The organism is Nocardia sp. NPDC102475, assembly GCF_055584605.1.
On the sequence record NZ_JBVJLS010000001.1, the window covers coordinates 269,603 to 293,895 of the forward strand.

A 24,293-nucleotide genomic window follows, 5' to 3' on the forward strand; every position below is an offset into this window, starting at 1 on the left:
CCCGGGCAGGGCTAGCCGACGGCCAGGACGGTGCCCGCGCCGACGGTCCGCCCGCCCTCGCGGATGGCGAAGCCGAGGCCCGGTTCCAGCGGGACCGGACGGCCCAATTCGACTGTGAGGTCGATGGTTTCGCCGGGGCGGGCGACGGCGACGGGCAACGTCACGTTGCCGACGACGTCACCGGTGCGCACGTAGAACTGCGGGCGGTAGCCGGTGGCGATCGGTGTGCGCCGACCGCCCTCCGCCGCACCAAGCAGGTATACGCGCGCCGTGAACCGGGTGTGCACCACGATGCTGCCCGGTTCCGCCGCGACCTGACCGCGACGCACCTGACCGCGCTGCACGCCGCGCAGCAGCAGCGCGACATTGTCGCCCGCTTCCGCGAACTCCATTGTCCGGCCGAAGGTTTCCACCCCGGTGACAACGCAGGTCAGCTCCTCGCCGCCGTAGAGCTGCACCCGATCGCCGAGGCGAATCCGGCCGCGCTCCACCGCACCGGTGATGACGGTGCCCCGACCGGTAATGGTCAGGACGTTCTCCACCGGCAGCAGGAACGGCGCGTCGGTGTAGCGCACGGGCGTGGGCACATGGGTGTCCACGGCGTCGAGCAGGTCGAGCAGCGCGGCGGTCCACCGCGAATCCCCTTCCAGCGCACGCAAACCCGAAACCCGTACGACCGGCAGTTCCACACCCGGGTAACCCTGGGCGCTGAGCAGCTCGCGCACCTCGAGCTCGATCAGGTCGAGCAGTTCCGGATCACCCGCGTCGGCCTTGTTGAGCGCGACCACGATGTGCTCCACCCCGACCTGACGCGCGAGCAGCACATGCTCGGCCGTCTGCGGCATGACGCCGTCCTGCGCCGAGACCACCAGGATCGCCCCGTCGAGCTGGGACGCGCCGGTGATCATGTTCTTCACGAAGTCGGCGTGCCCCGGCATATCGATATGCGCGTAATGCCGGGTGGCGGTTTCGTATTCGACGTGCGCGATATTGATGGTTATCCCGCGCAACGCCTCCTCCGGCGCCCGGTCGATCCGCTCGAACGGCACGAAGCTACCGCCACCGCGCTCGGCGAGCACCTTGGTGATGGCGGCGGTCAGCGTGGTCTTGCCGTGATCGACGTGACCCATGGTGCCGATATTGAGATGCGGCTTGGTGCGGACATACGTCTTCTTGGACATGACATTCCCTGACTTGGAAACGATTTCCGGCGATCTCGCCGTGGGACCTCTCTGCGACGGGCCACCTTCCCCGTCAGAGGTCCCAGGACATCCCGGGGAAGGTCAGCTTCGGGCGCCGTCGAAGTGCGCCGCAGCCACTGCTGCGGACGCTGCCAGGGCAGCCGCCATCGCGTCCGCGACCGCGGACTCCAGAGCGATGGTGTGGCCGAACATGCGCAAAACTGTACGGGTCGAGCAGAACCGGGCGCGAGCCATTTTTCGCGCCCGGTTCGGCTGTCAGTTCAGTGGGGCCGAGCGCCACCAGCGCAGGACCTTGTCCTGAGCGCCCGCCAAACCGTCGGCGTACATGAGGAATTGGGCGCGCTTGCTGTCGCCGGTGAACGCGGTGACGATCTTCGGCCCGTCGTTGACGAACTTGTAGTTGGTGTAGGTTTTGCCGCCGTTGGTGTCGGTCGACTTGGTGGCGTCGGAAGGCAGGTTGCTCAGCGCCCTCTGCACATCGGAGGCGTTCTTGTAGACGTAGATCGTGTAGAACGGGTCGTCGTTGTCACCGCCGCCGTAGCAATCCCACTGCGCGGCCCAGGCGCCGAAGTCCGGCGTGCCCGGCGTGGGCAGGGTCAGGTCGCCGGTCTTGTGAGCATTGCATTTCGCGCCGTTGTAGCCGACCGAATCGGATTCGCTGGCGGGCACCATGCGCGGGAACTCTTTGCTGATCGCGGCCGCGGTCGCGTCCACCGAGCCGCTGCCGCCGTTGGAGTAACTCGACGAGGTCGTCGTGCTGCCGCCGCTGGAGTTCGACGAACCACCGTTCGATACCACGCCGATGATCGCGAGCACGATCACCAACAGGATCACCAGACCGACGCACAGCGCGACGATCAGCCCGACATTCGATTTGCGCTGCGGGGGTGCGGGCGGTCGCGGCCCGCTCATCGGCGGCCGGGGCGCGAATCCGAGCGGCTGCTGGTTGTAGGGATTGCTCGGATGCGGTTGCTGTTGGGTCGGCGCGGTCTGCACCGGCTGCGGACGTGGGGTGCCCTGCGAAGCGGGATTGACGGTCGTCGGCGCCAACGGCTGCGGCTGCACGGTGTGCGGTGCGCTTGTCTGCGGGTACGGGCCGCTGGTCTGCGGATATGGTCCGGCGGTCTGCGGGTACGGCCCGTTCGTCACCGGATGCGGCGTACCGGTCACGGGTATCGGCTGGCCGGTGACCGGCCGGGGCGCACCCGTCACCGGAATCGCCGGTCCGGTACCTGGACGCAGGCCGACCACCGGCATCGCCGGGACGCTCGGATTGGCGAATGCCTGCTTGGCGGCTTGCGCGAACTCCGAGCACGAGGCGAACCGCTCATCGGGTCGCTTGGCCATCGCCTTCGCCAGCACCCCGTCCAATTGGAAGGGCAGTCCGGGACGGACGCTGCTCAATGCCGGGGGCGTGCCCTGTAGATGTCCCTGGATCACCGCCGCCGGATTGGTCGCGGCGAACGGACCGGACCCGGTGAACAGCCAGAACAGCGAGCAGGCCAGCGAATACTGGTCCGAGCGGTGATCGAGCGAAGCACCGGTCAGCTGTTCGGGCGAGGCATAGGCCAGAGTCGCGGTGAAGGTGCCGGTCTGAGTGAGGTGGCCGGTGTCGTCGCGCAGCCGCGCGATACCGAAGTCGGTCAGGTAGACCCGCTCACCGCGCCCGCCGCCGGACCGGGCCAGCAGGATATTCGCGGGCTTCACATCGCGGTGCAGTACACCCATGCCGTGCGCGTAGTCGAGCGCGTCGGCGGTCTCCTTGATGATCTGGACCGCGCGCTCCGGCGGCAGCGACTTGGGATCGACCGATGCGGCATCGATGCCATCGATGTACTGCATCGAGATCCACAGCTGCTCCTCCTCGAGGCCGCGGTCGTAGACCGTGACGATATTCGGGTGATCGAGCTGCGCAACCAGATCCGCCTCCCGCTCGAACCGCGCCCGCACCTCCTTATCGAAGAACATCTCTCGATTCAGCAGCTTCAGCGCCGTCATCCGCGGCAGTCGCGGATGTTTTGCCAGGTACACCGAACCCATGCCACCGCGACCCAGTTGCCGATCGATGACATAACCGGCGAATACGTCACCGCTGGCCAGCATGTCTGCTCCACTTCCCGCCCCCCACCGGGACCCACCGATGAACGGGCGTACAGCATAAGAATGCGCGATCAGGACCTCCTGACCACGGAAAACATCGAAACCTTAGCAGGATTCGCTTAAGCCCTGGTTATCGTCGACTTATCGGTATCGACGTTGTTTCCGGTTATGGCGGAGGGCGCGGCGTGGGTCCGGGCGGCGTTCTGCCGGGGCGACGTGGGATATCCGGCAGGGCGATGGTGCCGGGTCGCGGCGAACGGCGTGGCGGCAGCGGCAGGCGCGGCTGGGACGTTCTCGGGGACTCGGGAGCACTGCGGCTGGTCGGCTCGCTCGGCCGGGCGGTTCTGCTGCTGCCGACTCGCTCGGAAGTGTTGGGGGGCACCGCGTTTCCAGACGGCACCGGATTTCGGGCCGGATCGGTACCGCGAGAAGGTTCGGTGCCGGAACGCGATTCGGGACCCATGCCCGGGCGATACGGACCGTTCGCTCGAGGCGGGTGCGGCGCGGACGACACCAGCGCCCGCCGAGCCGCCACGGCGAATTCGGTACAGCTGCCGAACCGGTCCGCAGGCCGTTTGGCCATGGCCCGCGCCAGCACCGCGTCCAGCGCGGGCGGCACGTCGGGGCGATACCGGCGCAGCGACGGTATCGCCCCATACAGATGCCCGTTGATGACGGCCATGGGATTCGCCCCTTGGAACGGCCCGACACCGGTCAGCATCCAGAACAGCGAGCAGGCCAGTGAATACTGGTCGGCCAGGTAATCCGGCGTACCGGTGAGTTGTTCCGGCGCGGCGTATGCCAGTGTGGCGGTGATGGTTCCGGCCGAACTCAGCGTGGACTCGCCATCGCGCATGCCCGCGATGCCGAAGTCGGTGAGCAGCACCCGTTCCGGCTGCCCGATCGGCGCCTTGGCCAGCAGGATATTGGCCGGTTTCACATCGCGGTGCAGCACGCCGTTGCCGTGTGCGAAATCCAGCGCGGCCGCGGTATCGACGACGATCTGCACCGCGCGCCCCGGCGCGAGCACATTGACATCCGCGCAGGACGCATCCGCGCCCGGCACGAATTGCATCGAGATCCACAGCTGCTGATCCTCGGCGCCGCGGTCGTAGACGGTGACGATATTCGGATGGTCGAGCTGAGCGACCAGATCGGCCTCCCGCTCGAACCGGCGCCGGATCTCGGCATCGGTATACAGCTCGCGCTTCAACAGTTTCAGCGCGGTCAGGCGCGGCAGGCGCGGATGCTGGGCCAGGTAGACGGTGCCCATACCGCCTTGGCCGAGCACACGTTTGATCGTGTATCCAGCGAAAACATCGCCAGTTCGCAGCACAGTGGATTCACCCCCCGTATCGGGTCGAGCACCTGGATCCTACCGATGTATCTGTTCGCACGGCCCGGACGCAACATGTTCGTTGCGGTGGGCGAAGACGTTGTCGGTGGCACTCGTTAGGCTCGGCCCCATGCGCATTGGAGCACACGTCCGGCTCGACAGCGATCCGATCGGCTTCGGTGAAAAACTCGGCGCCGATGTCATCCAGCTTTTCGTCGTCGACCCGCAGAGTTGGGACAAACCGACCCCGCATCCGCGGACCGAGGAGATCCTCGCCAGTCCGATCGATGTGGTGGTGCACTCGTCCTATCAGATCAATGTGGCCAGCCTGAACAATCGCCTGCGCATGCCGTCGCGCAATGCGGTCGCGCAGCAGGCCGAGGCCGCTGCCGATATCGGCGCGTTCGGTCTGGTGGTGCACGGCGGACATGTCCGCTCCGACGGCGAACTGGAGACCGGAATCGATAACTGGCGCAAGCTGTTCGAGCGTCAGCAGGACAAGGGCGGCTTCGCGGTGCCGATCCTGATCGAGAACACCGCGGGCGGTAACCATGCCATGGCCCGGCATTTCGATTCGATCGCCCGGCTCTGGGACGCGGTCGGCGATTTCGGCGCGGGCTTCTGCCTGGACACCTGCCACGCCTGGGCGGGCGGTGAGGATCTGGTCGGCGTCGTCGAGCGGATCAAGGCCATCACCGGCCGCATCGACCTGGTGCACCTGAACTCCTCCCGCGACGAATTCAATTCGGGCGCGGACCGTCATGCCAACTTCGCGGACGGGACGATCGATCCGGAGTTGCTGGCCGAGGTGTGCCGGACGGCGAATGCCCCGGTGGTTCTGGAGACACCCGGCGAGGGTGTTGCCGAGGATCTGGCATACCTCCGCGAGCACCTCGGCTGACCCCCCGCCGCCTTCGCCCAGGTGTCAGCAGACCCAACCGGACAGCTCACCGAGGGTAGTCAAATGGTGGCCCGAAACGCCACCGACAACCGCCATTTGACTACTCTCGGCAAACGCTCGAGGGTGTGGGGTTGGGATCAGGGCGACGAAAACACTGGTTGGGGTGGGTGTTTCGGTGATGTGCTCCAGGAGCATCAACCGATTCAACCCAGCGAAGGTGATCTCATGACGGTCGACTACGCCCAGACAACCGCCACCGTGACCAAAATCGGCGCTCGCATCGGCGCCCAGGTCGACAATGTCCGGCTCGGCGGCGATGTGGACGCGGCAACCGTCGCGGTGATCCGGCGCGCGCTGCTCGAGCACAAGGTCATCTTCTTCCGCGGCCAGGACCACTTGACCGAGGACGGACAGTACGAGTTCGCGCAACTGCTCGGCACCCCGACCACCCCGCATCCGACGGTCACCTCACACGGGGTCAAGAGCCTGGCCATCGACTCGGAGTACGGCCGCGCCAATAGCTGGCACACCGACGTCACCTTCGTCGACCGGATCCCGAAGGCCTCCATCCTGCGCGCGGTCACCCTGCCGACCTACGGCGGCTCCACCACCTGGGCCTCCACCGTCGCCGCCTACGATTCGCTGCCGGAGCCGCTCAAGCGCCTGGCCGAGAGCCTGCGGGCGGTGCACACCAACCTCTACGACTACGCCGCCACCGACGTCGACCGGAGCAACCCGAATACCGACGCCTATCGCGCCGAGTTCCAGTCCGACTACTACGAGACCGAGCACCCGGTGGTGCGGGTGCACCCGGAGACAGGTGAGCGCGCCCTGCTGGTCGGGCACTTCGTCAAGCGCTTCGTCGGGGTCTCCACCAGCGAGTCCCAGGCCCTGTTCCGCCTGTTCCAGGACCGGGTGACCCGGCTGGAGAACACCACCCGCTGGAACTGGCAGCCCGGTGACGTCGCCATTTGGGATAACCGCGCCACCCAGCACTACGCCGTTGACGACTACGACAACCAGCCGCGCAAGCTGACCCGGATCACCCTCGCCGGCGATATCCCGGTCGGTGTCGACGGCGTCGAGAGCACCTCGCACCACGGCAATGCCGAGCACTACTCGATCATCGAGGAAGTTTCCCCGCTCGAAGTGTGACGACGATCGCACGGCTGCCGCAGTACGCCGATTGTGCTGCGGCAGTTGAGGGGCCGTGCGGTTGCGGTACCGGCATACGCCGAGGTACGAGGTCGGGCCGCTGCCGGGCGGCACGATAGTACAGACTGATGCCATGAGTATCAGCCCGCTGGACGGGGTTCGCGTCCTGGAACTCGGCAATTACATCGCCGCGCCGACCGCTGGTCGCATCCTGGGCGATTTCGGTGCCGAGGTGATCAAAGTGGAGCGCCCGAAGGCCGGGGACGAGCTGCGCAACTGGCGACTCTACGGCGGCGATACCTCGATGCTGTACCGCACCATCAACCGGAACAAGAAGTCGATCACGCTGGATCTGCGCACCGAGGCGGGTCGGGGCATCGTCCTGGATCTGCTCCGGCACTGCGATGTGCTGTTGGAGAATTTCCGGCCGGGCATGCTCGAGAAGTGGGGCCTGGGCCCGGAGGTGCTGAACGAGGTCAATCCGGATCTGGTGATCACCCGGATTTCCGCTTATGGGCAGACCGGGCCGCTGGCCGCGCGGCCCGGTTTCGCCGCGGTCGCCGAGGCGGTCGGCGGGCTGCGCGAACTCGTCGGTGATCCGGATCGGCCGCCGGTGCGGGTCGGCGTGTCCATCGGTGATTCGATCGCGGGGATCTATGCGGCGTTCGGCACGGTGATGGCGCTGTTCCAGCGGCAACGCACCAACGAGTCGATCCCGCTGGGGGAACGCGTCATCGATGTGGCGCTGAACGAGGCGATCCTGTCGGTGATGGAATCGCTGGTGCCCGACTATCTTGCCTACGGCATCAATCGCGAGCGGGTCGGCGGGCGGATGGAAGGCATCGCGCCGAGCAATGCCTACCCGACCAGCGACGGTGCGAGCATCATCATCGGCGGCAACGGCGATGCCATCTTCCAGCGCTATATGGAGGTGATCGGCCGTCCCGATCTGGCCGCCGATCCGGAACTGCAGGACAATGCCGGACGCTGGCGCAATCGCGAACGGCTCGACGCGTCCATTGCCGAATGGACCGTGCGGCACACTCGCGACGAGGCGCTGAAACTGTTGGAGGCGGCGGCCATTCCGTGTGGCCCCATCTACACCGCCGCCGATATCGTCGACGACGAGCAATACAAGGCGCGCAATATGATTCAGCCGTTCCCGGTGGATGTCGGTGCGCCGCAACCGAAGACGGTCGGCTTTCCCGGCATCGTGCCGGTGATCGGTGAAAAGTCCCTGCCGATCCGCAATGTCGGGCCGGACCTGGGTGAGCACACGCGAGAGGTGCTGTCGGAACTGCTCGGAATGAGCGATGCCGATATCGCCGGATTGGAGGCGTGATGCGCGCCGGTATCAATGGAGTGGAGGCGGTATGACGCGACGGGTATACGGCAGGCGTCGACCGCCGGGGCGTGGTGCGCGCGAAATGAGTGCGCCCGGTCACGCGCGTCCGACAGTGCATCCGACCCCCGCTTCGAATGAAAAGCCGTGCGGTGGCGTGATGTGCGTGCCGCCGCATGTGCGTCAGGCGCCGCCGGTCCGGGATGCGCTCGAGGAGGAGTGATGCACACGGCATCGGAAAGCGATTCGACGAGTGGGCGTGCAGGTAGCTCCGAAGCCATCCTGCGCGATGTGACGCTCCGGGACGGATTGCAGTTGACCGGAAAGGCGCTGCCGGTCGAGCGCAAGGTGGATATTGTGCGCCAACTGCTCGCCGTGGGCGTGCCCGCACTGGAGATCGGGTCGATGGCGCGTCCCGATCTGGTGCCGCCGATGGCCAACACCATGGAACTCATTGCCGCGCTGAGTCCCGAAGAGCTGCAACACTGTTGGGTCTGGGTGGCCACGCCGCGCCATGTGGAGAAGGCCGCCGCCGCGGGCGTGCGCAACTTCCAGTACTGCTTCTCCGCATCGGACGCACACAACAAGGCCAATATCGGCCGCAGCACCGAAGACAGTGTCGCCGCGATGCCGGACGCCGTTCGGCTGGCGCGGGAGGCGGGCGGCGAAATCCAGCTCTGCCTCGCCACCAGCTTCACCTGCCCCTTCGACGGTCCCGTCGATCCCGAGCGAGTTCTGGCCATTGCCAACGACCCGCGCACCGAGGGCGCTTCCGACATCGTCATCGCCGACACCCTCGGCCAGGCCCACCCGACCCAGGTATCGGAGCTGATCTCGGCCGTGCGCGACCGAACCCCGCACCGCCGCATCGTCTTCCACGGTCACGACACCTGGGGCATGGGCGTCGCCAATACCCTCGCCGCCCTGCAGGCCGGAGCAACGATGGTCGACGGCTCCCTCGGCGGCCTCGGCGGCTGCCCCTTCGCCCCCGGCGCCAGCGGCAACACCTCCACCGAAGACGTCCTCTTCGCCACCCGCCCCACCTGGTTCACCCCACCGGTCCTGGCCACCCTGGTAACCCTCACCGAATCCCTGCTCACCGACCTGAACGAACCCAACCGCTCCCGCACCGCCGAAGGCACCCGCTCCAAAGCCGCCGCCTTCGAATGGGTCACCCCCGCCTCCTGACCGCCGCCCAAGCAGTGCGTACCTCGCAATAGCCACAGCCCCTGCGAGGTCACCAATGCCTATGCGACACCAGCTACTTGCTCAGTCCTGGCAGACGGAGTTGAGGATTTGGGAGCGGTGGCCGGTGCCTTTTTGGATGGCGTTGTAGTCGGCTTCATCGCGGGTGCGACCTCGGCCGGAGGTGTACCGGGTTGTGCCTTCGGATTTGGTTTCCGGGTCGTATTCGGTCGATTGGACTACCGCGGCGCATTCGCCGCTCTCGATCCAGACCTTCCAGTCGCAGTCACCGCCGGTTGTGTAGGGACCGGCAGAGCCGGTGCCGGGGTGTTGCACCGCGGGAGCAGCCTCGTTGCAGGAGCTGATGGCGGCATCTCGGGCTTCGCCGGGCGACGGGTAGTTCCAGGCTCGTCCGGTGGCGCCGGTCGACGTCGACAGTGCGATCGCGGCGTATTGCGTGCTGTCCGCCGACGCCGAAACCTGTGGAACGGTAAGGGCGGCCGCAACCGCAGCGGCAATGACCCCGCCGCGAACGAGCAGTGTGGTGGACCGTGCAACGAAGAATGTCATGACCAACAGCCTTCAGCGCGGATCTTGTCGAAATCTAAAGAAACGCACAAAGTTTGGCGGGATCCGATCAGGGAGCGGTTGTGGCCGAGGTGAATTGGTAGTGCACGAAATCACGGACGGGTTCGAAGCCGATGGTGCGGTAGATGTGGTTCGCGGTGCGGTTGGCGATGTCGGCGAAGAGGCAGACGTTCAGGTTGTTCCAGCGCAGGGTGCGGGATAGGTGGGCGGTGAGGACGCCGGCGTAGCCGTTGCCGCGATGGGCGGGTGGGGTGTAGACGGGGCCGATTCGGGACCAGCCGAAGACCGGGACCTGGTGTGCGGCAAGGCAGACGGGCTCGCCTTCGCGTTCCCACAGCCACCAGCGTCCGGTTGCGATGCGGTTCCGGATGGCGATGGCGGTCAGGGTCGGCGGCGGCATACCGGATTCGAGGCGCATGGCTTCGGCCCATTCGACGCACAGCCCGACATCGGAATCGGTTGCGCGACGGGCCGATCCGGCGGCCTTCGGAAAGTTCAGGTCGGCGAGCCGGTAGAGGCGGGTCGAGTACACCTCCCGATAGCCGACACCGTGCCGCTCGCCCCAGCGCTCGGCGAATTCGGCGGCATCCTGGGTCGCGCCCTCGACCCCGCCCGCGTCCGCGGCGGCCTCGGCCATCGCATCGGCAACGGGCACAACACTTCCCGCGGGCAGCTCACCGAGATACACCCCGCGTCCGGCCGCGCGCATGGCAACGCCGATCACCGTCGCGTCGTCGTCGTGGACGGACAGGAACCGCGAGCGGTCGGCATCGACCTGCATGCCGGTCAGGTGGTTGGCGATCCCGGTGGTGATCACCGTGTGCCGCAACGGATCGCGCAGCAGAAACGGCTCGGTCAGCGCCCGGAACCGTGCGGCATCGGCGGTGATCTCGATCCTCATACCGGATTACGCTAGAGCCCGAAAGCCCTGCACGCTCGCGATTTTCCGCGCCGCCGCGGCACAGCTCAGCTGGTTCGATCCGCGCGTAGCTTCAACAGCACCAGACCAGCCGTGCACGCCAGAATCAGTCCGGCGACAGTGATTTCGACGTGCAGTCCGGCGATGCCGAGCACGGCTCCGACGATGCCGCCGATGAAAATCAGCCAGGCCGTTATCCGCGACAAAATCGTGGACAGGGTGCGCACTGGCGGGTTCGACACGACTTGCTGCGAAGTTTCCGGGGCGGCCGATTCGTCGGCCGCGGCGGAGGCTCGCAACGGAGTTGTCGAGTAAGCTCCCATCATCAACTCCTCGATGACGCCGGTCAGAGTATTGCCGTCGCCCGATTTCCACCGCGCGTCTCTCATCTAGGTACTGGCGTCTCACGCGTAACTTTGATCACACACGCTACGGCCCCGGAACGTGGTTCGACCACGACACGTGCCCGCGACACGCCGAAGAGATCAATTCGATATCTGAGTCGCCACTGTTTAATTCACGCTGGCACCGCACGTGCCCAGCGGGTGCTCGTCTGGCCGGGTCGACCGGCCTCGATTATTGTGAGCTCCACTCGAACGGACGAGGAGTGTTACCGATGGAGAGCAGCAGGGCCAAGATCGCCGGTCCGGTAATCGCCGCGGGCGCGGTCTCTCTCGGACTCGTTCTCATCGGCGCCTGCGGAATCGGCAAGCACGACACCTACGTCGCACCGCCGCCGATCAAATCCGCCAATGACGACGCCGTCCCGGCCGTGCGCTACGGCACCAGCACCTCGGCGGCGCCGAAGGTGTTCATCCCGCCGTCGCCGAGCTGGCAGGTCGCGCGCCCGGGACCGCCGCGCAAGTCGGTCGATTTCACCGTTCCACCGTCGGCCCTGCCGGAATCCACGACCCGAGGGCCACAGACCTCCCCGTCCTACGCCGCCCCGACAGCCGTACCGTCACCCGCTTTCACCACCGAGATCGAGCTGCCGCCGACCACGCAGCCGCGTCCTGCCGTCGACCCGACCATCGAAGAGCCACCGACGACGCGCCGCGTGCCGACGGCCAGCTCGCCGAGTCAGAGCGACGACGAATAGCGAAACGGCGGCGCATGACTCGCACGCGCCGCCGTTCGGAACTACCGGACCCTACAGCTCCGGCAGGTCGTAATCACCGACCTGCGCACTGAGCACCCGCAGATGCTCCAGCCCGCCGCCGAGCGTGCGCTCGATCGCGGTGAGCCGAGCGACGTAATGGCTCACCGGGTACTCCGCGGTGACGCCGATGCCGCCGTGCATCTGGATCGCCTCCTGGCCGATATGCCGAGCCGACCGGCCGACCTGCAGCCGCGCCCGCGACGCGACGACCACGTCCACGGAGCTTGCGGAGTGGCCATCGGACTCAGTGTCGGCACCATCGGCCAGCGACGCATTCGCGTAGAGGCTCATGCTGCGCGCCAGTTCCAGCGAAACGTACATATTCGCCGCCCGCTGGGTCAGCGTCTGGAACTTCGACAGCGTGACGCCGAACTGCTTGCGGGTCTTCAGATAATCCGTCGTCAGCCGCAGCGCCTCTTCCATCGCACCGATGGACTCCGCGCACAGCGCGGCCTGGGCGTGACCGATCGTGACCTGCACCGCCTCGGCGGCGTCGATATTGTCACCGAGCAATTCGCCTGGGACGTTCTCGAATTCGATCTGCGCGCCGCGCTGGCCGTCGAGCGTCCGGTACGCCTTGCGCTGCACCCCGGCGGCATCCACCAGGAACAGTCCGATGCCGCCAGTCGGCAGCACCGCGCTGACCACCAGCTCATCGGCGCTGTCGCCGTGCGGAACCGGATTCTTCAGACCCGTCAGCACCCACGAATCCCCCTGCTGCACAGCGGTGGTCGCGAGTTCGGTGGACGGCCAGCGCACACCGGGCTCGGCATGCGCGAACGCCAGCAGTTTAGTGCCGCCGGTCACCTCGGGCAGAATCCGCTGCCGCTGTTCGGCACTGCCGACCCGCGCGACCAGACCGCCCGGCACCAGCACCGCATCCAGCAGCGGTTCGGGTGCGAGTCTGCGCCCGATCTCCTCGAGCACGACCATGGTCTCCACCGGACCGGCGCCGACGCCGCCGTCCTCCTCGGTGAAGCTCAGGCCGAGCACGCCGAGTTCGGCCAGCTGGTTCCAGACATCGCGGCTCCAGCCGAGCTCGGTGTCGGTGACCTTCAGGCGGGTCTCGGAATCGTAGTTGCGGGCGAGCAGGTCGCGAACCGTGTCGCGCAGCATGACCTGTTCATCGGTGAGTTCGAAATCCATGGCGGCGCCTCACAATCCGAGGATCGTGGAGGCGATGATGGTGCGCTGCACCTCGCTGGAGCCTCCGTAGATGGTGGTCTTGCGGTAGTTCAGATAGCCGGGGCCACTGCGCTGTGCCCAGCCGGGCGAGGCGATATCGGCGGCATCGACCGGGAGTGCGTCCTGGCCCGCGATATCGAGCAGCAGCTCGGTCGTGGCCTGCTGCAGTTCGGAACCGCGCAGCTTGAGCACCGACGAGGCCGGATTCGGCTTACCGTCCGAGGAGTTCGAGACCACGCGCAACTGGGTCAGTTCCAGTGCGAGCAGTTCGTTCTCCAGTTCGGCGATGCGCGCGGCGAAGACCGGATCCTCGAGCAGGGTGCCCGAACCCGACTTGGTCTGGCGCGCGTATTCCTTCGCGACACCGAGCTTGACCTTGGTACGACCGACACCGGTGATGCCGGTGCGCTCGTTGCCGAGCAGGAATTTCGCGTAGCTCCAGCCCTGGTTCTCCTCGCCGACCAGCTGATCGGCGGGCACCCGCACATTCTCGAAGAAGACCTCGTTGACCTCGTAGCCACCGTCGATCAGCTTGATCGGGCGAATGGTGACGCCGGGAGACTTCACATCGAACAGCAGGAAGGAGATGCCCGCCTGCTTCTTCGGTGCGTTCGGATCGGTGCGGACCAAGCAGAAGATCCAGTCCGCGTACTGGCCGAGCGTGGTCCAGATCTTCTGGCCGTTGACGATGTAGGAGTCACCGTCGCGCACCGCGGTGGTGCGCAGCGAGGCCAGGTCGGATCCGGCGTCGGGCTCGGAGAAGCCCTGGCACCACCAGATATCCAGCGCGGCCGTCGGCGGCAGGAAGCGCTCCTTGATCTCCTGCGAGCCGAATTGCGCGATCACCGGGCCGACCATCTGGGCGTTGAACGTCAGCGGCTCGGGCACCGAGGCCAGCTGCATTTCGTCCTGCCAGATATGGCGCTGAATCGGCTTCCAGTCCTTGCCGCCCCACGCGACCGGCCAGTTCGGCACGGCCAGACCGTGGTCGTTGAGGATTTTGTGCGAAGTGACGATGTCCTCGCGGGACAGTTCGTGGCCGTATTTGACGCGGTCACGGATGTCTGCGGGGATCTCGGTCCGGTAGAAGTTCCGCAGCTCGTCGCGGAAGCCCACCTCGTCGGGCGTCAGACTTAGTTTCATACACATCTCCCGGTGTGTCTCGTACGTCCGCGTCAAACCTACCCCCCGGTAATCTCTCACTGTCGAGTGGGTCACAAGGGCGGATCGGGTATATGTCGCGCGCCGGCCCTCAGCGGCCGGTGCGGTTGGTTGTGAGTCCCTGGGCGGCGTAAGCGACGAACTGGTACGTTGCTGCACGTGGGGCGGGGCTATCCCGGTGTTCGGTATCGAGGAGAACGAGTGAACGGCAGATCCATCGCACGCGCCGCCGCGGCAGTGACCTCTCTCGGCATCGGTGCGGTCCTCGCCCTCACCGGTACGGCGGCCGCCGAGCCATCCACCGTCGATACCGGACTCGAACAGCTCACCACCGATGCCGGCTCCGATCCGGCCGCGCAGGCGGGCGTCGGCGCGCTCAGCCAGTTCACGAAGCTGGTGGATATCGCCGAGCTGCGCAATGTCTCGGCCGCCTTCACCCCGTTCGCCTATGCCGCGCCGACCTTCGGCTGCGGCAGCGTCGGCCCGGTCACCACGATCATCGCGGCGGCCTCCACCGACGGCTCCAACCCCAATGGCGCCGCGGACCCGCTGCCCGGCACCCTGCGGTTCAGCGCGACGCCCGCGCATTCGGGCGCACCGCTGTCCTCCGGGCTCGTCGTGGCCTGGCTGAACGTCAATACCGGCGCGAGCGGCCTCACCACGCTCGACGACCGGACCGAATACAACATGCCGACGCTGTCGAAGACCGTGGCCAGTGGTCCCGGCACGGTCATCGCCTCGATGTGGGGCATGATCGATTACCCGTTCGCGCACTGCGTGATGACGCCGACGGTCGGGATGTTCTACGTTCCGGATCGTCCGGTGCTGCCGCCGGCGCCGGCGCCCGCGCCCGAGGGCGCCGCACCGGCACCGGCACAACCCGCCTCGACTCAGGACCCCGTGGCGCCGGCCGCCCCGAACCACGCGGACTCCATATCACGGGACGAAATCGCGCACCAGAACAACTGAGCGCTCAAGCCACCTTGCCGAAGAACGCCCGGATATCGGCGACGTGCATATCGGGCAGTTCCATCGGCACGAAGTGATTTCCGGTATTGCCCTCGGGCCAGTGCGCAATGGTGTTGTCGCGCTCGGCGAGTCGCAGCATGAGTGCGGAACCGCCCGCATAGACGCCCGTCGGTACCGCCTTTTGGCCGGTGGGCCAGACGAATCCGCCGTCGCCGAGTCCGTTGTACATCGGCCAGGACGACGTCCCCGCGGTGTTGGTGAACCAGTACAGGCTGATATTGGTCAGCAGATGATCGCGGTCCATGACGTCCTCGGCCAGTTCGGCCAACGGGGTGAACTCGTTGAATTTCTGCATCAGCCAGGCGAGCAGGCCCACCGGCGAATCGGTCCAGGCATGCGCGAAAGTCTGTGGCGCGGCACGCAATAGCACGTGGTGGTTCACGCCGCCGGACATCCAGCCCTGCATCTGATCCCATTCCGCGCGTTCCTCCGGCGTCATGGTCGGCACATCGGCCTCGGTCGGCATGCCGATACCGCCATCGATATGCACACCAACCACGCGATCCGGTGCGATACGGGCGATTTCGGGCGCCACGTAGGCCCCGAGATCGCCGCCCTGGGTGCCATAGCGCTGGTAGCCGAGCCGGTCCATCAACTCGACCCACATCTGCGCCACCCGACGCACCGTCATCCCGGTTTCCTTCGGCCCTTCGGAGAATGCGAAACCGGGCACCGACGGGACCACGACATGGAATGCCTGCTCCGGATCGAGTCCGTGGGCGCGCGGATCGGCCAGCAGGCCGATGGTTTTGGTGAATTCGACGAACGAATTGGGCCAGCCGTGGGTCAGGATCAGCGGCAGCGCATCCGGTTCGGGCGAACGCACATGCAGGAAATGCACGTCCAGGCCGTCGATTTCGGTGACGAACTGGGCGAACTCGTTCAACGCCGCCTCCTGTGCCCGCCAGTCGAATCCGGTGCGCCAGTACTCCGCCAGCTCCCGCAGATAGTCGACCGGGACACCGCGCTCCCAGCCCTTGCCCGGCAGTTGCGCCGACCAGCGGGTGCGGGCCAGCCGGTCGATCAGATCGTCGATATCGGCCTGCGGAATGTCGATGCGGAAGGGGCGAATCTCGTTCATCGGGTTGCTCCTAGCTCTTGGGTACGGCAACTACGTTAGGAGCCAACTAGGACAATTCAAGTCCTAGTTATCTGGAATCCTGAAAATCATGAACGACACCCCCGCCCGCCTGCTGCGCCTGCTCTCCCTGTTGCAGACACCACGGGAATGGCCGGGCAGCGAACTCGCCGATCGACTCGGCGTCACCGACCGCACCGTACGCCGCGATATCGATCGGCTGCGCGAACTCGGTTATCCGGTCGAGGCGACGATGGGCGCGACGGGCGGTTACCGGCTCGTCGCCGGTACCGCGATGCCGCCGCTCCTGGTCGATGACGAAGAGGCGGTCGCCATCGCGGTGGGGCTGCGCGCCGCCGCCGGATCGGCCATCGTCGGTATCGAGGAGGCCTCGGTCCGCGCGCTCGCCAAGCTGGAACAGGTGTTGCCCGCCAAATTGCGCCGCAGGGTGCGGGTGCTCGGCACCGCCCTGGTGCCGCACACCGACGACGCCCCTGCGGTCGATCCCGAGGTGCTGACCGCGCTGGCCGCGGCCGTAACCAACAGGGAGCGGGTACGTTTCGCGTATCGGGGCGAATCCGGTGCCGAAACCCGTCGCCATATCGAACCGGTCGGGCTGGTGCCGTCACGGCGCCGCTGGTACCTCGTCGGCCACGATGTGGACCGCGACGACTGGCGCATCTTCCGAGTCGATCGCATCGACCGACCGCAGCCCACCGGCGCTCGCTACAGCCGGCGAGCGCTACCCGCGGCGGATGCGGCCGCCTATGTGGCGGGTCGCCGAACCGATTGGGGCACGCCGTCCTTCCGCGTCCGCGTGACGATCCAGGCCCCGATCGGCAGGGTCGCGGGCCGTCTCGGCGACTCCCCCGGCGATATCGCACCCATCGACGACGATTCCTGCCGACTGGACGCCACCCGCGATGACGACCCGACCTGGTTGGCATTCCGCCTGATCGAACTCGGCGCGGACTTCCGAGTCCACGAGCCGCCCGTCCTGGTGGAGCGGTTGCGCACGATCGCGTCCCGCATAACCGACGCCCTCACTTGATGGCCGACGAAGCGATGTGCACGATAGGAGTCCGATTTCCGAACCGGAGGCTGAACCGTGCTCGACGCCGACGACGTGCGCCGTATCGCGTTGTCCTTTCCCAAGACCGTGGAGAAGGAACGCTGGAACCATCCCACCTTCGATGTGGCGGGCAAAATGTTCGTCACCATCCCCGACGATCAGACCTCGTTCGCCATCCGCTGCCCCAGACACGATCGCGCAGAACTCATCGCCGCCGAGCCGGACAAGTTCTGGGTCCCGTCGCACGAGGCGTCCTCCTCCTGGGTCCGGGCCCGGCTGTCCGCCGTGGAAGATATCGACGAACTGTACGACATCCTGCTGGATTCCTGGCGCCAGGCCGCGCCCCCCGAACTCGTCGAGAACTGACGGATTCGCTCAGTGCGGCAAGCGAATCCGCAGGATCGTGCCGCTCTCGGTACCGGCGAGGAGTTCGTCGGAACGGCCGGGCACGGCGACTACCGATGTCATCGGTTCGCCGGTCAGCACCGCGCATGCGGTATTCGCGCTCGGATCGACCCGAACCAACCGGCCGGTCAAGGTGGTCACGTAGAGCACACCCGCGTCATCGATGACGAAGTCGTCTGCGAAATCCGGAATTCCGGGTGCCACCGTCAAGTCGGCGATCACTACGACGCGGTCCGGGTCATCGATCGGGAAGCGCGCGATCCGACCGAGCGGATTGCCGTTCATGCTCAGGTAGATCGAACTATCCCGCACCACAATCCCATTGGCGCCGGTGTACTTCGCCCGCGCGGTCCATTCCGCATCGACGCCGCCGTCCGGACGGACCCGGATCACGCCGAGGCTGGAGGCGACGTACAGATTGCCCTGCGTATCGAAGGCGGCACCGTTGGGCATGGTGAATCCGGAGGCGAATACCGAGGGCCTGGGATCGTTGGGATCGAAGCGCACCACACCACCTGGACGCACCACACTCGTCGGCGAATTGCCGAAGACGACATAGAGCAGTCCGTCCGGGCCGAGCCGAATCGCGCCCGGGAATTCGACCGGCACCGTCGCGGTCAACCGGCCCGCGCTGTCGTAGCGCTGCACCTCATTGCGGTACAGCCGCGATACCCACAGATTGCCCTGCGCGTCGTACCCCACGTTCTCCGACCAGTCGAGCACCGGCAGACCGGCGGGCACGGCCGTCGCCGCCTGGGCCGGCGCGCATGCGGCGACCGCACCCAGCTGAGGCTCGGCCATGGCGGCCGACGCATCCACACCGGCACAACTCAGCGCGAATGCGACGAGCCACACTCGCACGTTCGGACGATAGAGCTTCCTCAAAGCGAAACCTCGACTCTCTTGCCCGACCCTCGGCCGGGAGTCTATCCACTTTGTCAGTTATGAACTCACCAGTAGTTATGTCAGGAGCTCGACTGCATCTCACCGAGTTGCCAGTATTTACGGATGCCTTTCTTCGACGGCGCGCGGGGCCGGATGCATTATCGGCGGTGGCCGGTCGGCAACCCGACGGCAGCTGCGGTGCTCTTGCCCGGAATGGGCCAGCACAGCGGCCACTACCACCGCTTCGCCCGCATCCCGAAAGCCGTCGGGATCGAAGTGTGGGCGCTGGACACCGCGGGGCACGGGTTGAGCGAGGGCGATCCGAATAATCCCGGCACGCTGGTGGAACTGGTGGTCGATGCGATGCAGCTGATCGAGCTGGTCCGCGCGGAACTACCGGGTACGCCGCTGATCCTGATGGGCCACTCACTCGGGGCCGTCACCGCCCTGGGCATCCTCGGCGCGGCGGTGCCGGATCAGACGAGTGCGGCCGACGACTTGCACGGACTCGAGGCCAAGTACCCGCTGCAGCCGAGCCTGCCGCCGAGCGAGCTGATCGGGTTGGTGCTGTCCGGAGTGCCGAAGCGAGCACTCGGTGGCGGCGCACCCGGTGCACCCGGCACGCCGTTGCCGAGCACCCTGCCCATCCTCGCGGTGCACGGCATCGAGGACCGACGGGCGCCGATCGATGCGATGAGGGTCTGGACTCGCCGCCACGATTGGGTAAGTTTGCGTGAGTACACCGACGCCGGGCACGACCTGTTGCACGAGCCGGTGCACGCGCGGGTCGCTGCCGACATCGCGGACTGGATGCAGGGTGTCGTCGTGGGGTTGGCGCACCGGTGAGTTGATCACGGCTGCGCGGGCAGCACGACGAGGAAGGGGGCGGCGAGATGTCGGACGTGACAACTCTGAATCAAGCGATCGACGATGGCCAGCTCTGGATCGATGGGGTACTGGTCGCCGAGGGTGCGCACGAACGGTGCGCCAAGCGCTATGAACAACTCGCCGATGAGGTCGATGCGCAGATCGCCGTATTGAGCGGGGCCACTTCACTTCCCGGCTTCGGCGGCTTCGATTCGGGTGCGGCGCTGCGGCGCGGCTTCGAGGACAAGGCCGACGGCGCGATCACCCGATTGCGCGCATACGCCGACGCCGCGCGGGCGCTCGCGCAGACCTTCCGCGCGGCCGGAGCGGCGTACACCCGGGCCGATACGGAGCTGGCAGCCGCGGTCGGTCGGGTCGAGGTGGCGGGAGCCGCGCATGCGTAAGATGCCGCACTCCGGTGAGAAAACGCCCATTCGGTATGCCGACCCCAGCTATACGGACCCCAACTACGCGCAGACCGTCGAAATCTTCGACAACCTGCCGCATCGGGAAATCCACGACGGTGTCCAGCTGATGAATCCAGTTGTCCTCGCGGCCGGGCAGCAGGCGTGGCAGGGCAGTTCGACCGGGCTCGCCACCGCAGTCGAGCAGGCGCACAGTGAGATTCGGGCCGCGATGGCCGAGGGTTGGCGCGGTGCCGCGGCGGATTCCGCGGCCGACGCGGTGCGCGAATTCGAGCGGCAGGGACAGCAACTCGCGGATGTCATGGCCGCGGTCGGCCAGCGGCTCGGCCAAGCGGGCGATGCCGCCGAGGCACTGCGCGCGGCCGTTGTCGAACCATCCAGCCAGACAACGGATCTGGCCGGCGCACTGCTGGATCCGGCCAAAGCGACCGAGAACACCGCCACCCAGAAATCCGCGGACGGCACCCGCCAGGATGTGGTGCAGGCGATGGACAGCATCTACACGAATGTGTTCATCTCGACCGGCTCCGGCGTGCCCGCCTTCCCGGATGCGGTGACCGCCGATGTGCCGCAGCCGTCCGACACCACACCGGCCGCGCAGGTGGCCACGATGCCCGTGCTCGACACCGGTACGCAAACCCTCACCACCCCAACGATTCCGACGACCGCGCCGGTGCCGACCACACCGCACACCACCGTCGAGCCGGCCGCGGCGACTCAACCGGCTAGTACGCCGACCACCGTCACTCCGGTGAGCACCGCCACCGACACCACTCCCGCCGCCGCCAAACCCGCTGTGCCGACGGCAGATTCCCCCGCATCGACCACATCCGCCGCAGCCACCACACCGACGACCACACCGGATCGCCCGGTGCGACCGGGTACCGCCGCACCGGTGACCACCGCCGCGTCCACCTCGGTGGTCGCCCCGACCGTTCCCGGCACCTCGAACACCGACGACGAACGCAAACGCGATGAGCGCAAACGCGATGCGAGTGGCGATGCCATCAACGGCGTCGGCGCGGGCGCGGTCGGCGGACTCATGGGCGGCGCCATGGTCGCGGGTGACAGCCCGCGCTCCGGCATGAGCACCAGCGCGGCCGCCGCCCGCGCGCAGGCCAGGGAAGAGGACGAGTACGACGACGATTACCACTTCTTCGACGACGATCTGACCTTCCTGGAACCGGCCGATGACGGCGGTGAGCTGATCGGCGATATGGATCCGACGACGCCACCGGTCGTCGGCGAATGGACCGAACTGGAGTGAACTGGACGCTGACCCCGGACCAGTTCGCCATGGCCTGGGCCCGCACCGATGGCGACCGCATCCCCTACCCGCTCGCCGTGCGCCTCTCGGCTCGCGATACCGCCGAGCGCGCCGCGCAACTCCCCGCCCTGAACCGTTGGTGCGACGAGACTCTCGACGCCGATCTGGAGGGGGCACTGCGGGTGCTCGCACGCCCCACCGTGCGCATCGAGGTCTTCGGGGAGCGCGGTTCGGCAGAGCCGTCGGCGGTCGATGGCGGGCCGAACGGAACGGTCGAGGCGACGGCGGGTTTGGTCGAACAGACCGGTCCCGTAGTCGCGCAGCCGGGCATCGCGGCCGAATCGCGTCCGGTGCGCGTACTCGGTGCGATCGCCGGGGATATCGCGGTGGTCGCGGCGCAACGTGCGGGTGCGACCACCGATCGCGGCGGCGATATCCGGCTGTTCGTCGATCGCGTGAAAAACCTTTCCGCACGGATTATTTCGGTGCTACCGGAGAATTCGCCCGGCACCGCAACGCAACTGACCGCACCGCTGGCCCGAGTCACCGAGGACAGCCGGGATCTGGTGACCGTGCCGGTGGCCGGACCCACCGCGCCGACCCGGATTCGCAAGCTGCTCAGGCAATCTCGCGACGGCATCGGCCAGATCGTGGTGTCGGTGCGCCGAGCCGACGGCGAGCTGCGTCCATTCGGCGTGCTGTGCTGGATCGACGTGATCGACGACGGCAGATACTCGGTGCGCACCGGGGTCGATGTCGATATCATGCCGGTCACCGCGCAGCGGTTCACCGCACAGTTGCGGCCGATGGTCAACGCGGCCGAACGCACCCTCGCCTTGGCCGAACGCTGGTGAAGTTCGCCTACGTGACAACTGATTTCGCAAGCACATGGGTAACTCGTCGGGTACGCCCAAAACCCTGCGACAATTAGACCGCCAGCCCGCGACGAAACCGTCTACCCACACGACGACCGGCAAAAGGCCCGGGGAGGCGGGGGAGCCCACGGTCGATCCGACCGCGTTCATCGCGCCGACCGCGATCCTGATCGGCGATGTGCGCGTCGAGGCGGGTGCGTCCATCTGGTACGGCGCGGTGCTGCGCGCGGACCTGGCGCCGATCACCATTCGGGAGCGTGCCAATGTCCAGGACAATGCGGTTCTGCACGTGCCGCCGGATGTGCCGATGGAAATCGGCCCCGGCGCGACCATCGCACACAGCGTGGTCTTCCACGGCGCGTCGGTCGGCGCGGAGGCCATTGTCGGCAATGGCAGCACTGTCCTTGACCTGGCCGAAATCGGCGCGGGCACAATGATCGCCGCGCACTCCCTGGTCCCGCCACACGCCAAGATCCCCGCGGGCGTACTCGCCGCGGGTTCCCCCGCCGAGGTCAAGAAGTCCATCGAAGGCACCCAGGCCGAAGGCTGGGTCAAACTCGATCCGGGCTTCTACACCGAACTCGGCCAGCGCCACCGCAAGGGCATCACCGAAGTCCAGTCCTGACCCAGACGACGAGGCATCTCATACGAGGAGCGCAGTGACCTCGTCATCGTCCAGTTGATGGAAGTCGCGGTACGCCATCCCCACACCGCCGAGCGAGCGCGGCACCCAAGGGCAGACCACCTCATCCGCCTCGGTGGCCGCCCGGCGCAACGCCTCGGTGGACGACACCGGCACCGCGACCACGATCCGCGTCGGCTGGTGCAGTTGGGCGACCCGGCAGGCGACGGCCACCGTCGCCCCGGTCGCCATGCCGTCGTCCACGATCACCGTCGTGCGGCCGGAGATCGGGATCGGCTTGGCATCACCGCGCCACATCTCGCGTCGGCGCTCGAGTTCGGCGCGTTCCACATCCTCGATCTCGGCGAGCTGCCGCGTCGTTATCCCGGTGTGCGACAACACATCCTGATTGAGCACCCGGATCCCTTCCTCACCGATCGCGCCCATCGCCAGCTCCGGCTGCCATGGCACACCGAGCTTGCGGACCAGCATGATGTCGAGATCGCCGCCGATGACTCCGCACACCGCGGCCGCCACCGGAACCCCACCGCGGGGCAGTCCGAGCACCAGCGGTTGCATCGCACGCAGGTGGCCGAGTTCCAAACCCAGCGCGCGACCGGCCGCTGTCCGATCGGAGTAGATCATCCGAATTAACGCTACTCCGGTGCGCGCTCGGTAATCGCGAATCGCCGCAATGCCAGGCTGGGGTTGGTCCGGCGGACCGTAGCCAGCTGTTCGAGGTCGATATCCGCGGTGAGCACACCGGGTTCGTCGCCCAGTTCGGCGAGGACGACACCGGTCGGATCGATGATCATCGAGGCGCCCGCACCCCGTGGTGCGCATTGATCGGCGGCGGCCACATAGACGGTGTTCTCGATGGCACGCGCGCGCAGCAGCGTCGTCCACTGATCCACCTTCGCCGGACCGGGAATCCACTGCGCGGGCAGTACCAGCACCTGGGCTCCGGCGGCCGCGACGCGACGGCAGCCTTCCGGGAAGCGAAGATCGAAACAGGTCTGCATGCCGAATGTCACAGCACCGACCGTGAAGGTCGCCGGGGCCTCGATCGCACCCGCCTCGACGACATCGGATTCGACATATCCGAACGCGTCGTAGAGATGCACCTTGCGGTACTTCGTCACCAGGTTCGCGTCGGGTCCGAGCACGACGAGGGTATTGCGGATCCGCCCGGCCGCCGCCACCTGCTCGACCGTTCCGGCGACCAGATACACCCCGAATTCGCGCGCGATTTCACCGAGACCGGTGACGAACGGCCCGGTCAGCGGCTCGGCGACGGCCACGACCCGCTCGTCGAGCCGGGTCACGGCAAACATCGAGTATTCGGGCGCGACCACCACCTTCGCACCCCGTTCGGAGGCGGCGCGAACGTGCTCGCGCAGGGCTTCGAGATTGGCAGACGGATCGGTTCCCGCTGCGAATTGGACCACCGCCACAGCGACCGCCGAAGACTCCGGATCGTGATGCACGGACGCGTTTTCGGGTTGCATACGTCTCACCGTATTGGCCCGGTGGCC

25 protein-coding genes are annotated in these 24,293 nt (G+C 66.9%); 13 read left to right on the forward strand and 12 right to left on the reverse strand.

The features are described 5' to 3' along the window. Positions 1–11: 11 nt before the first annotated feature. From tuf to ACZ60G_RS01245, 3 genes are all read right to left on the reverse strand, one after another. Positions 12–1,181 (reverse strand): elongation factor Tu, encoded by a 1,170-nt coding sequence (gene tuf, locus ACZ60G_RS01235; RefSeq protein WP_465806195.1) that lies wholly within the window; start codon positions 1,179–1,181, stop codon positions 12–14. Between the two features lie 276 nt (positions 1,182–1,457). Continuing rightward, the gene (locus tag ACZ60G_RS01240) at positions 1,458–3,305 is read right to left on the reverse strand and encodes a serine/threonine-protein kinase (protein WP_465806197.1); all 1,848 of its coding nucleotides are present in this window, start codon (positions 3,303–3,305) and stop codon (positions 1,458–1,460) included. A gap of 163 nt (positions 3,306–3,468) precedes the next feature. Continuing rightward, positions 3,469–4,593, reverse strand: a complete 1,125-nt coding sequence (locus ACZ60G_RS01245) for a serine/threonine-protein kinase (RefSeq protein ID WP_465806199.1) — start codon at positions 4,591–4,593, stop codon at positions 3,469–3,471. A gap of 175 nt (positions 4,594–4,768) precedes the next feature. Between ACZ60G_RS01245 and ACZ60G_RS01250 the strand changes: the two genes are divergently transcribed. From ACZ60G_RS01250 to ACZ60G_RS01265, 4 genes are all read left to right on the forward strand, one after another. After that, a complete protein-coding gene (locus tag ACZ60G_RS01250) occupies positions 4,769–5,539 on the forward strand; it encodes a deoxyribonuclease IV (RefSeq protein WP_465806201.1) in 771 nt (256 codons plus the stop codon). A gap of 225 nt (positions 5,540–5,764) precedes the next feature. Next, positions 5,765–6,694, forward strand: a complete 930-nt coding sequence (locus ACZ60G_RS01255; RefSeq protein WP_465806202.1) for a TauD/TfdA dioxygenase family protein — start codon at positions 5,765–5,767, stop codon at positions 6,692–6,694. A 133-nt stretch (positions 6,695–6,827) separates the two neighbouring features. After that, positions 6,828–8,036: a CaiB/BaiF CoA transferase family protein gene (locus tag ACZ60G_RS01260; RefSeq protein ID WP_465806203.1), complete on the forward strand. Its 1,209-nt coding sequence runs from the start codon at positions 6,828–6,830 to the stop codon at positions 8,034–8,036. A gap of 222 nt (positions 8,037–8,258) precedes the next feature. After that, a complete protein-coding gene (locus tag ACZ60G_RS01265) occupies positions 8,259–9,224 on the forward strand; it encodes a hydroxymethylglutaryl-CoA lyase (protein WP_465806205.1) in 966 nt (321 codons plus the stop codon). An 81-nt stretch (positions 9,225–9,305) separates the two neighbouring features. Here the strand turns inward: ACZ60G_RS01265 and ACZ60G_RS01270 are convergent, their stop codons facing one another. The 3 genes from ACZ60G_RS01270 to ACZ60G_RS01280 form a co-directional block, all read right to left on the reverse strand. Further along, positions 9,306–9,791: a DUF4189 domain-containing protein gene (locus tag ACZ60G_RS01270; RefSeq protein ID WP_465806207.1), complete on the reverse strand. Its 486-nt coding sequence runs from the start codon at positions 9,789–9,791 to the stop codon at positions 9,306–9,308. 67 nt (positions 9,792–9,858) lie between these two features. Then, positions 9,859–10,710, reverse strand: a complete 852-nt coding sequence (locus ACZ60G_RS01275; protein WP_465806209.1) for a GNAT family N-acetyltransferase — start codon at positions 10,708–10,710, stop codon at positions 9,859–9,861. A gap of 65 nt (positions 10,711–10,775) precedes the next feature. Then, positions 10,776–11,117 carry a hypothetical protein gene (locus ACZ60G_RS01280; RefSeq protein WP_465806211.1) on the reverse strand — a complete coding sequence of 114 codons (342 nt, stop codon included), beginning with the start codon at positions 11,115–11,117 and terminating at the stop codon, positions 10,776–10,778. A 227-nt stretch (positions 11,118–11,344) separates the two neighbouring features. Between ACZ60G_RS01280 and ACZ60G_RS01285 the strand changes: the two genes are divergently transcribed. Beyond that, positions 11,345–11,827: a hypothetical protein gene (locus ACZ60G_RS01285; protein ID WP_465806213.1), complete on the forward strand. Its 483-nt coding sequence runs from the start codon at positions 11,345–11,347 to the stop codon at positions 11,825–11,827. A 51-nt stretch (positions 11,828–11,878) separates the two neighbouring features. Here ACZ60G_RS01285 and ACZ60G_RS01290 read toward each other — a convergent pair whose 3' ends face one another. After that, positions 11,879–13,033, reverse strand: a complete 1,155-nt coding sequence (locus ACZ60G_RS01290) for an acyl-CoA dehydrogenase family protein (protein ID WP_465806215.1) — start codon at positions 13,031–13,033, stop codon at positions 11,879–11,881. 9 nt (positions 13,034–13,042) lie between these two features. After that, positions 13,043–14,215: an acyl-CoA dehydrogenase family protein gene (locus tag ACZ60G_RS01295; RefSeq protein WP_465806217.1), complete on the reverse strand. Its 1,173-nt coding sequence runs from the start codon at positions 14,213–14,215 to the stop codon at positions 13,043–13,045. 219 nt (positions 14,216–14,434) lie between these two features. Here ACZ60G_RS01295 and ACZ60G_RS01300 point away from each other — a divergent pair, with 219 nt between their 5' ends. After that, positions 14,435–15,202, forward strand: a complete 768-nt coding sequence (locus ACZ60G_RS01300; protein ID WP_465806219.1) for a hypothetical protein — start codon at positions 14,435–14,437, stop codon at positions 15,200–15,202. A 4-nt stretch (positions 15,203–15,206) separates the two neighbouring features. Here ACZ60G_RS01300 and ACZ60G_RS01305 read toward each other — a convergent pair whose 3' ends face one another. Further along, a complete protein-coding gene (locus ACZ60G_RS01305) occupies positions 15,207–16,343 on the reverse strand; it encodes an epoxide hydrolase family protein (RefSeq protein WP_465806221.1) in 1,137 nt (378 codons plus the stop codon). Positions 16,344–16,431: 88 nt separating this feature from the next. Between ACZ60G_RS01305 and ACZ60G_RS01310 the strand changes: the two genes are divergently transcribed. Both ACZ60G_RS01310 and ACZ60G_RS01315 read left to right on the forward strand, forming a co-directional pair. Then, entirely contained in the window at positions 16,432–17,391 is a 960-nt protein-coding gene (locus ACZ60G_RS01310) for a helix-turn-helix transcriptional regulator (protein WP_465806223.1), read from the forward strand. 57 nt (positions 17,392–17,448) lie between these two features. Continuing rightward, positions 17,449–17,778, forward strand: coding sequence for an MmcQ/YjbR family DNA-binding protein (locus ACZ60G_RS01315; protein ID WP_465806225.1), 330 nt, complete (start codon positions 17,449–17,451; stop codon positions 17,776–17,778). A gap of 9 nt (positions 17,779–17,787) precedes the next feature. On the opposite strand, the gene ACZ60G_RS01320 is transcribed toward ACZ60G_RS01315, so the two are convergent. Then, positions 17,788–18,678 carry an SMP-30/gluconolactonase/LRE family protein gene (locus tag ACZ60G_RS01320; protein WP_465806227.1) on the reverse strand — a complete coding sequence of 297 codons (891 nt, stop codon included), beginning with the start codon at positions 18,676–18,678 and terminating at the stop codon, positions 17,788–17,790. 147 nt (positions 18,679–18,825) lie between these two features. Between ACZ60G_RS01320 and ACZ60G_RS01325 the strand changes: the two genes are divergently transcribed. From ACZ60G_RS01325 to ACZ60G_RS01345, 5 genes are read left to right on the forward strand one after another with little or no spacing between them, the layout of a single operon-like run. Beyond that, positions 18,826–19,548: an alpha/beta hydrolase gene (locus ACZ60G_RS01325; protein ID WP_465806229.1), complete on the forward strand. Its 723-nt coding sequence runs from the start codon at positions 18,826–18,828 to the stop codon at positions 19,546–19,548. A 47-nt stretch (positions 19,549–19,595) separates the two neighbouring features. Further along, positions 19,596–19,973, forward strand: coding sequence for a hypothetical protein (locus ACZ60G_RS01330; protein ID WP_465806231.1), 378 nt, complete (start codon positions 19,596–19,598; stop codon positions 19,971–19,973). Further along, positions 19,966–21,261: a PPE domain-containing protein gene (locus tag ACZ60G_RS01335; protein WP_465806233.1), complete on the forward strand. Its 1,296-nt coding sequence runs from the start codon at positions 19,966–19,968 to the stop codon at positions 21,259–21,261. The genes ACZ60G_RS01330 and ACZ60G_RS01335 overlap by 8 nt, the downstream gene beginning before the upstream one ends. Next, positions 21,243–22,115 carry an ESX secretion-associated protein EspG gene (locus ACZ60G_RS01340; RefSeq protein ID WP_465806235.1) on the forward strand — a complete coding sequence of 291 codons (873 nt, stop codon included), beginning with the start codon at positions 21,243–21,245 and terminating at the stop codon, positions 22,113–22,115. The genes ACZ60G_RS01335 and ACZ60G_RS01340 overlap by 19 nt, the downstream gene beginning before the upstream one ends. Before the next feature lie 34 nt (positions 22,116–22,149). Further along, the gene (locus tag ACZ60G_RS01345; RefSeq protein WP_465806237.1) at positions 22,150–22,761 is read left to right on the forward strand and encodes a gamma carbonic anhydrase family protein; all 612 of its coding nucleotides are present in this window, start codon (positions 22,150–22,152) and stop codon (positions 22,759–22,761) included. A gap of 18 nt (positions 22,762–22,779) precedes the next feature. Here ACZ60G_RS01345 and ACZ60G_RS01350 read toward each other — a convergent pair whose 3' ends face one another. Next, entirely contained in the window at positions 22,780–23,403 is a 624-nt protein-coding gene (locus ACZ60G_RS01350) for a phosphoribosyltransferase (protein WP_465806239.1), read from the reverse strand. Positions 23,404–23,414: 11 nt separating this feature from the next. Further along, positions 23,415–24,266, reverse strand: coding sequence for a carbon-nitrogen hydrolase family protein (locus ACZ60G_RS01355; RefSeq protein WP_465806241.1), 852 nt, complete (start codon positions 24,264–24,266; stop codon positions 23,415–23,417). Between the last annotated feature and the right edge of the window lie 27 nt (positions 24,267–24,293).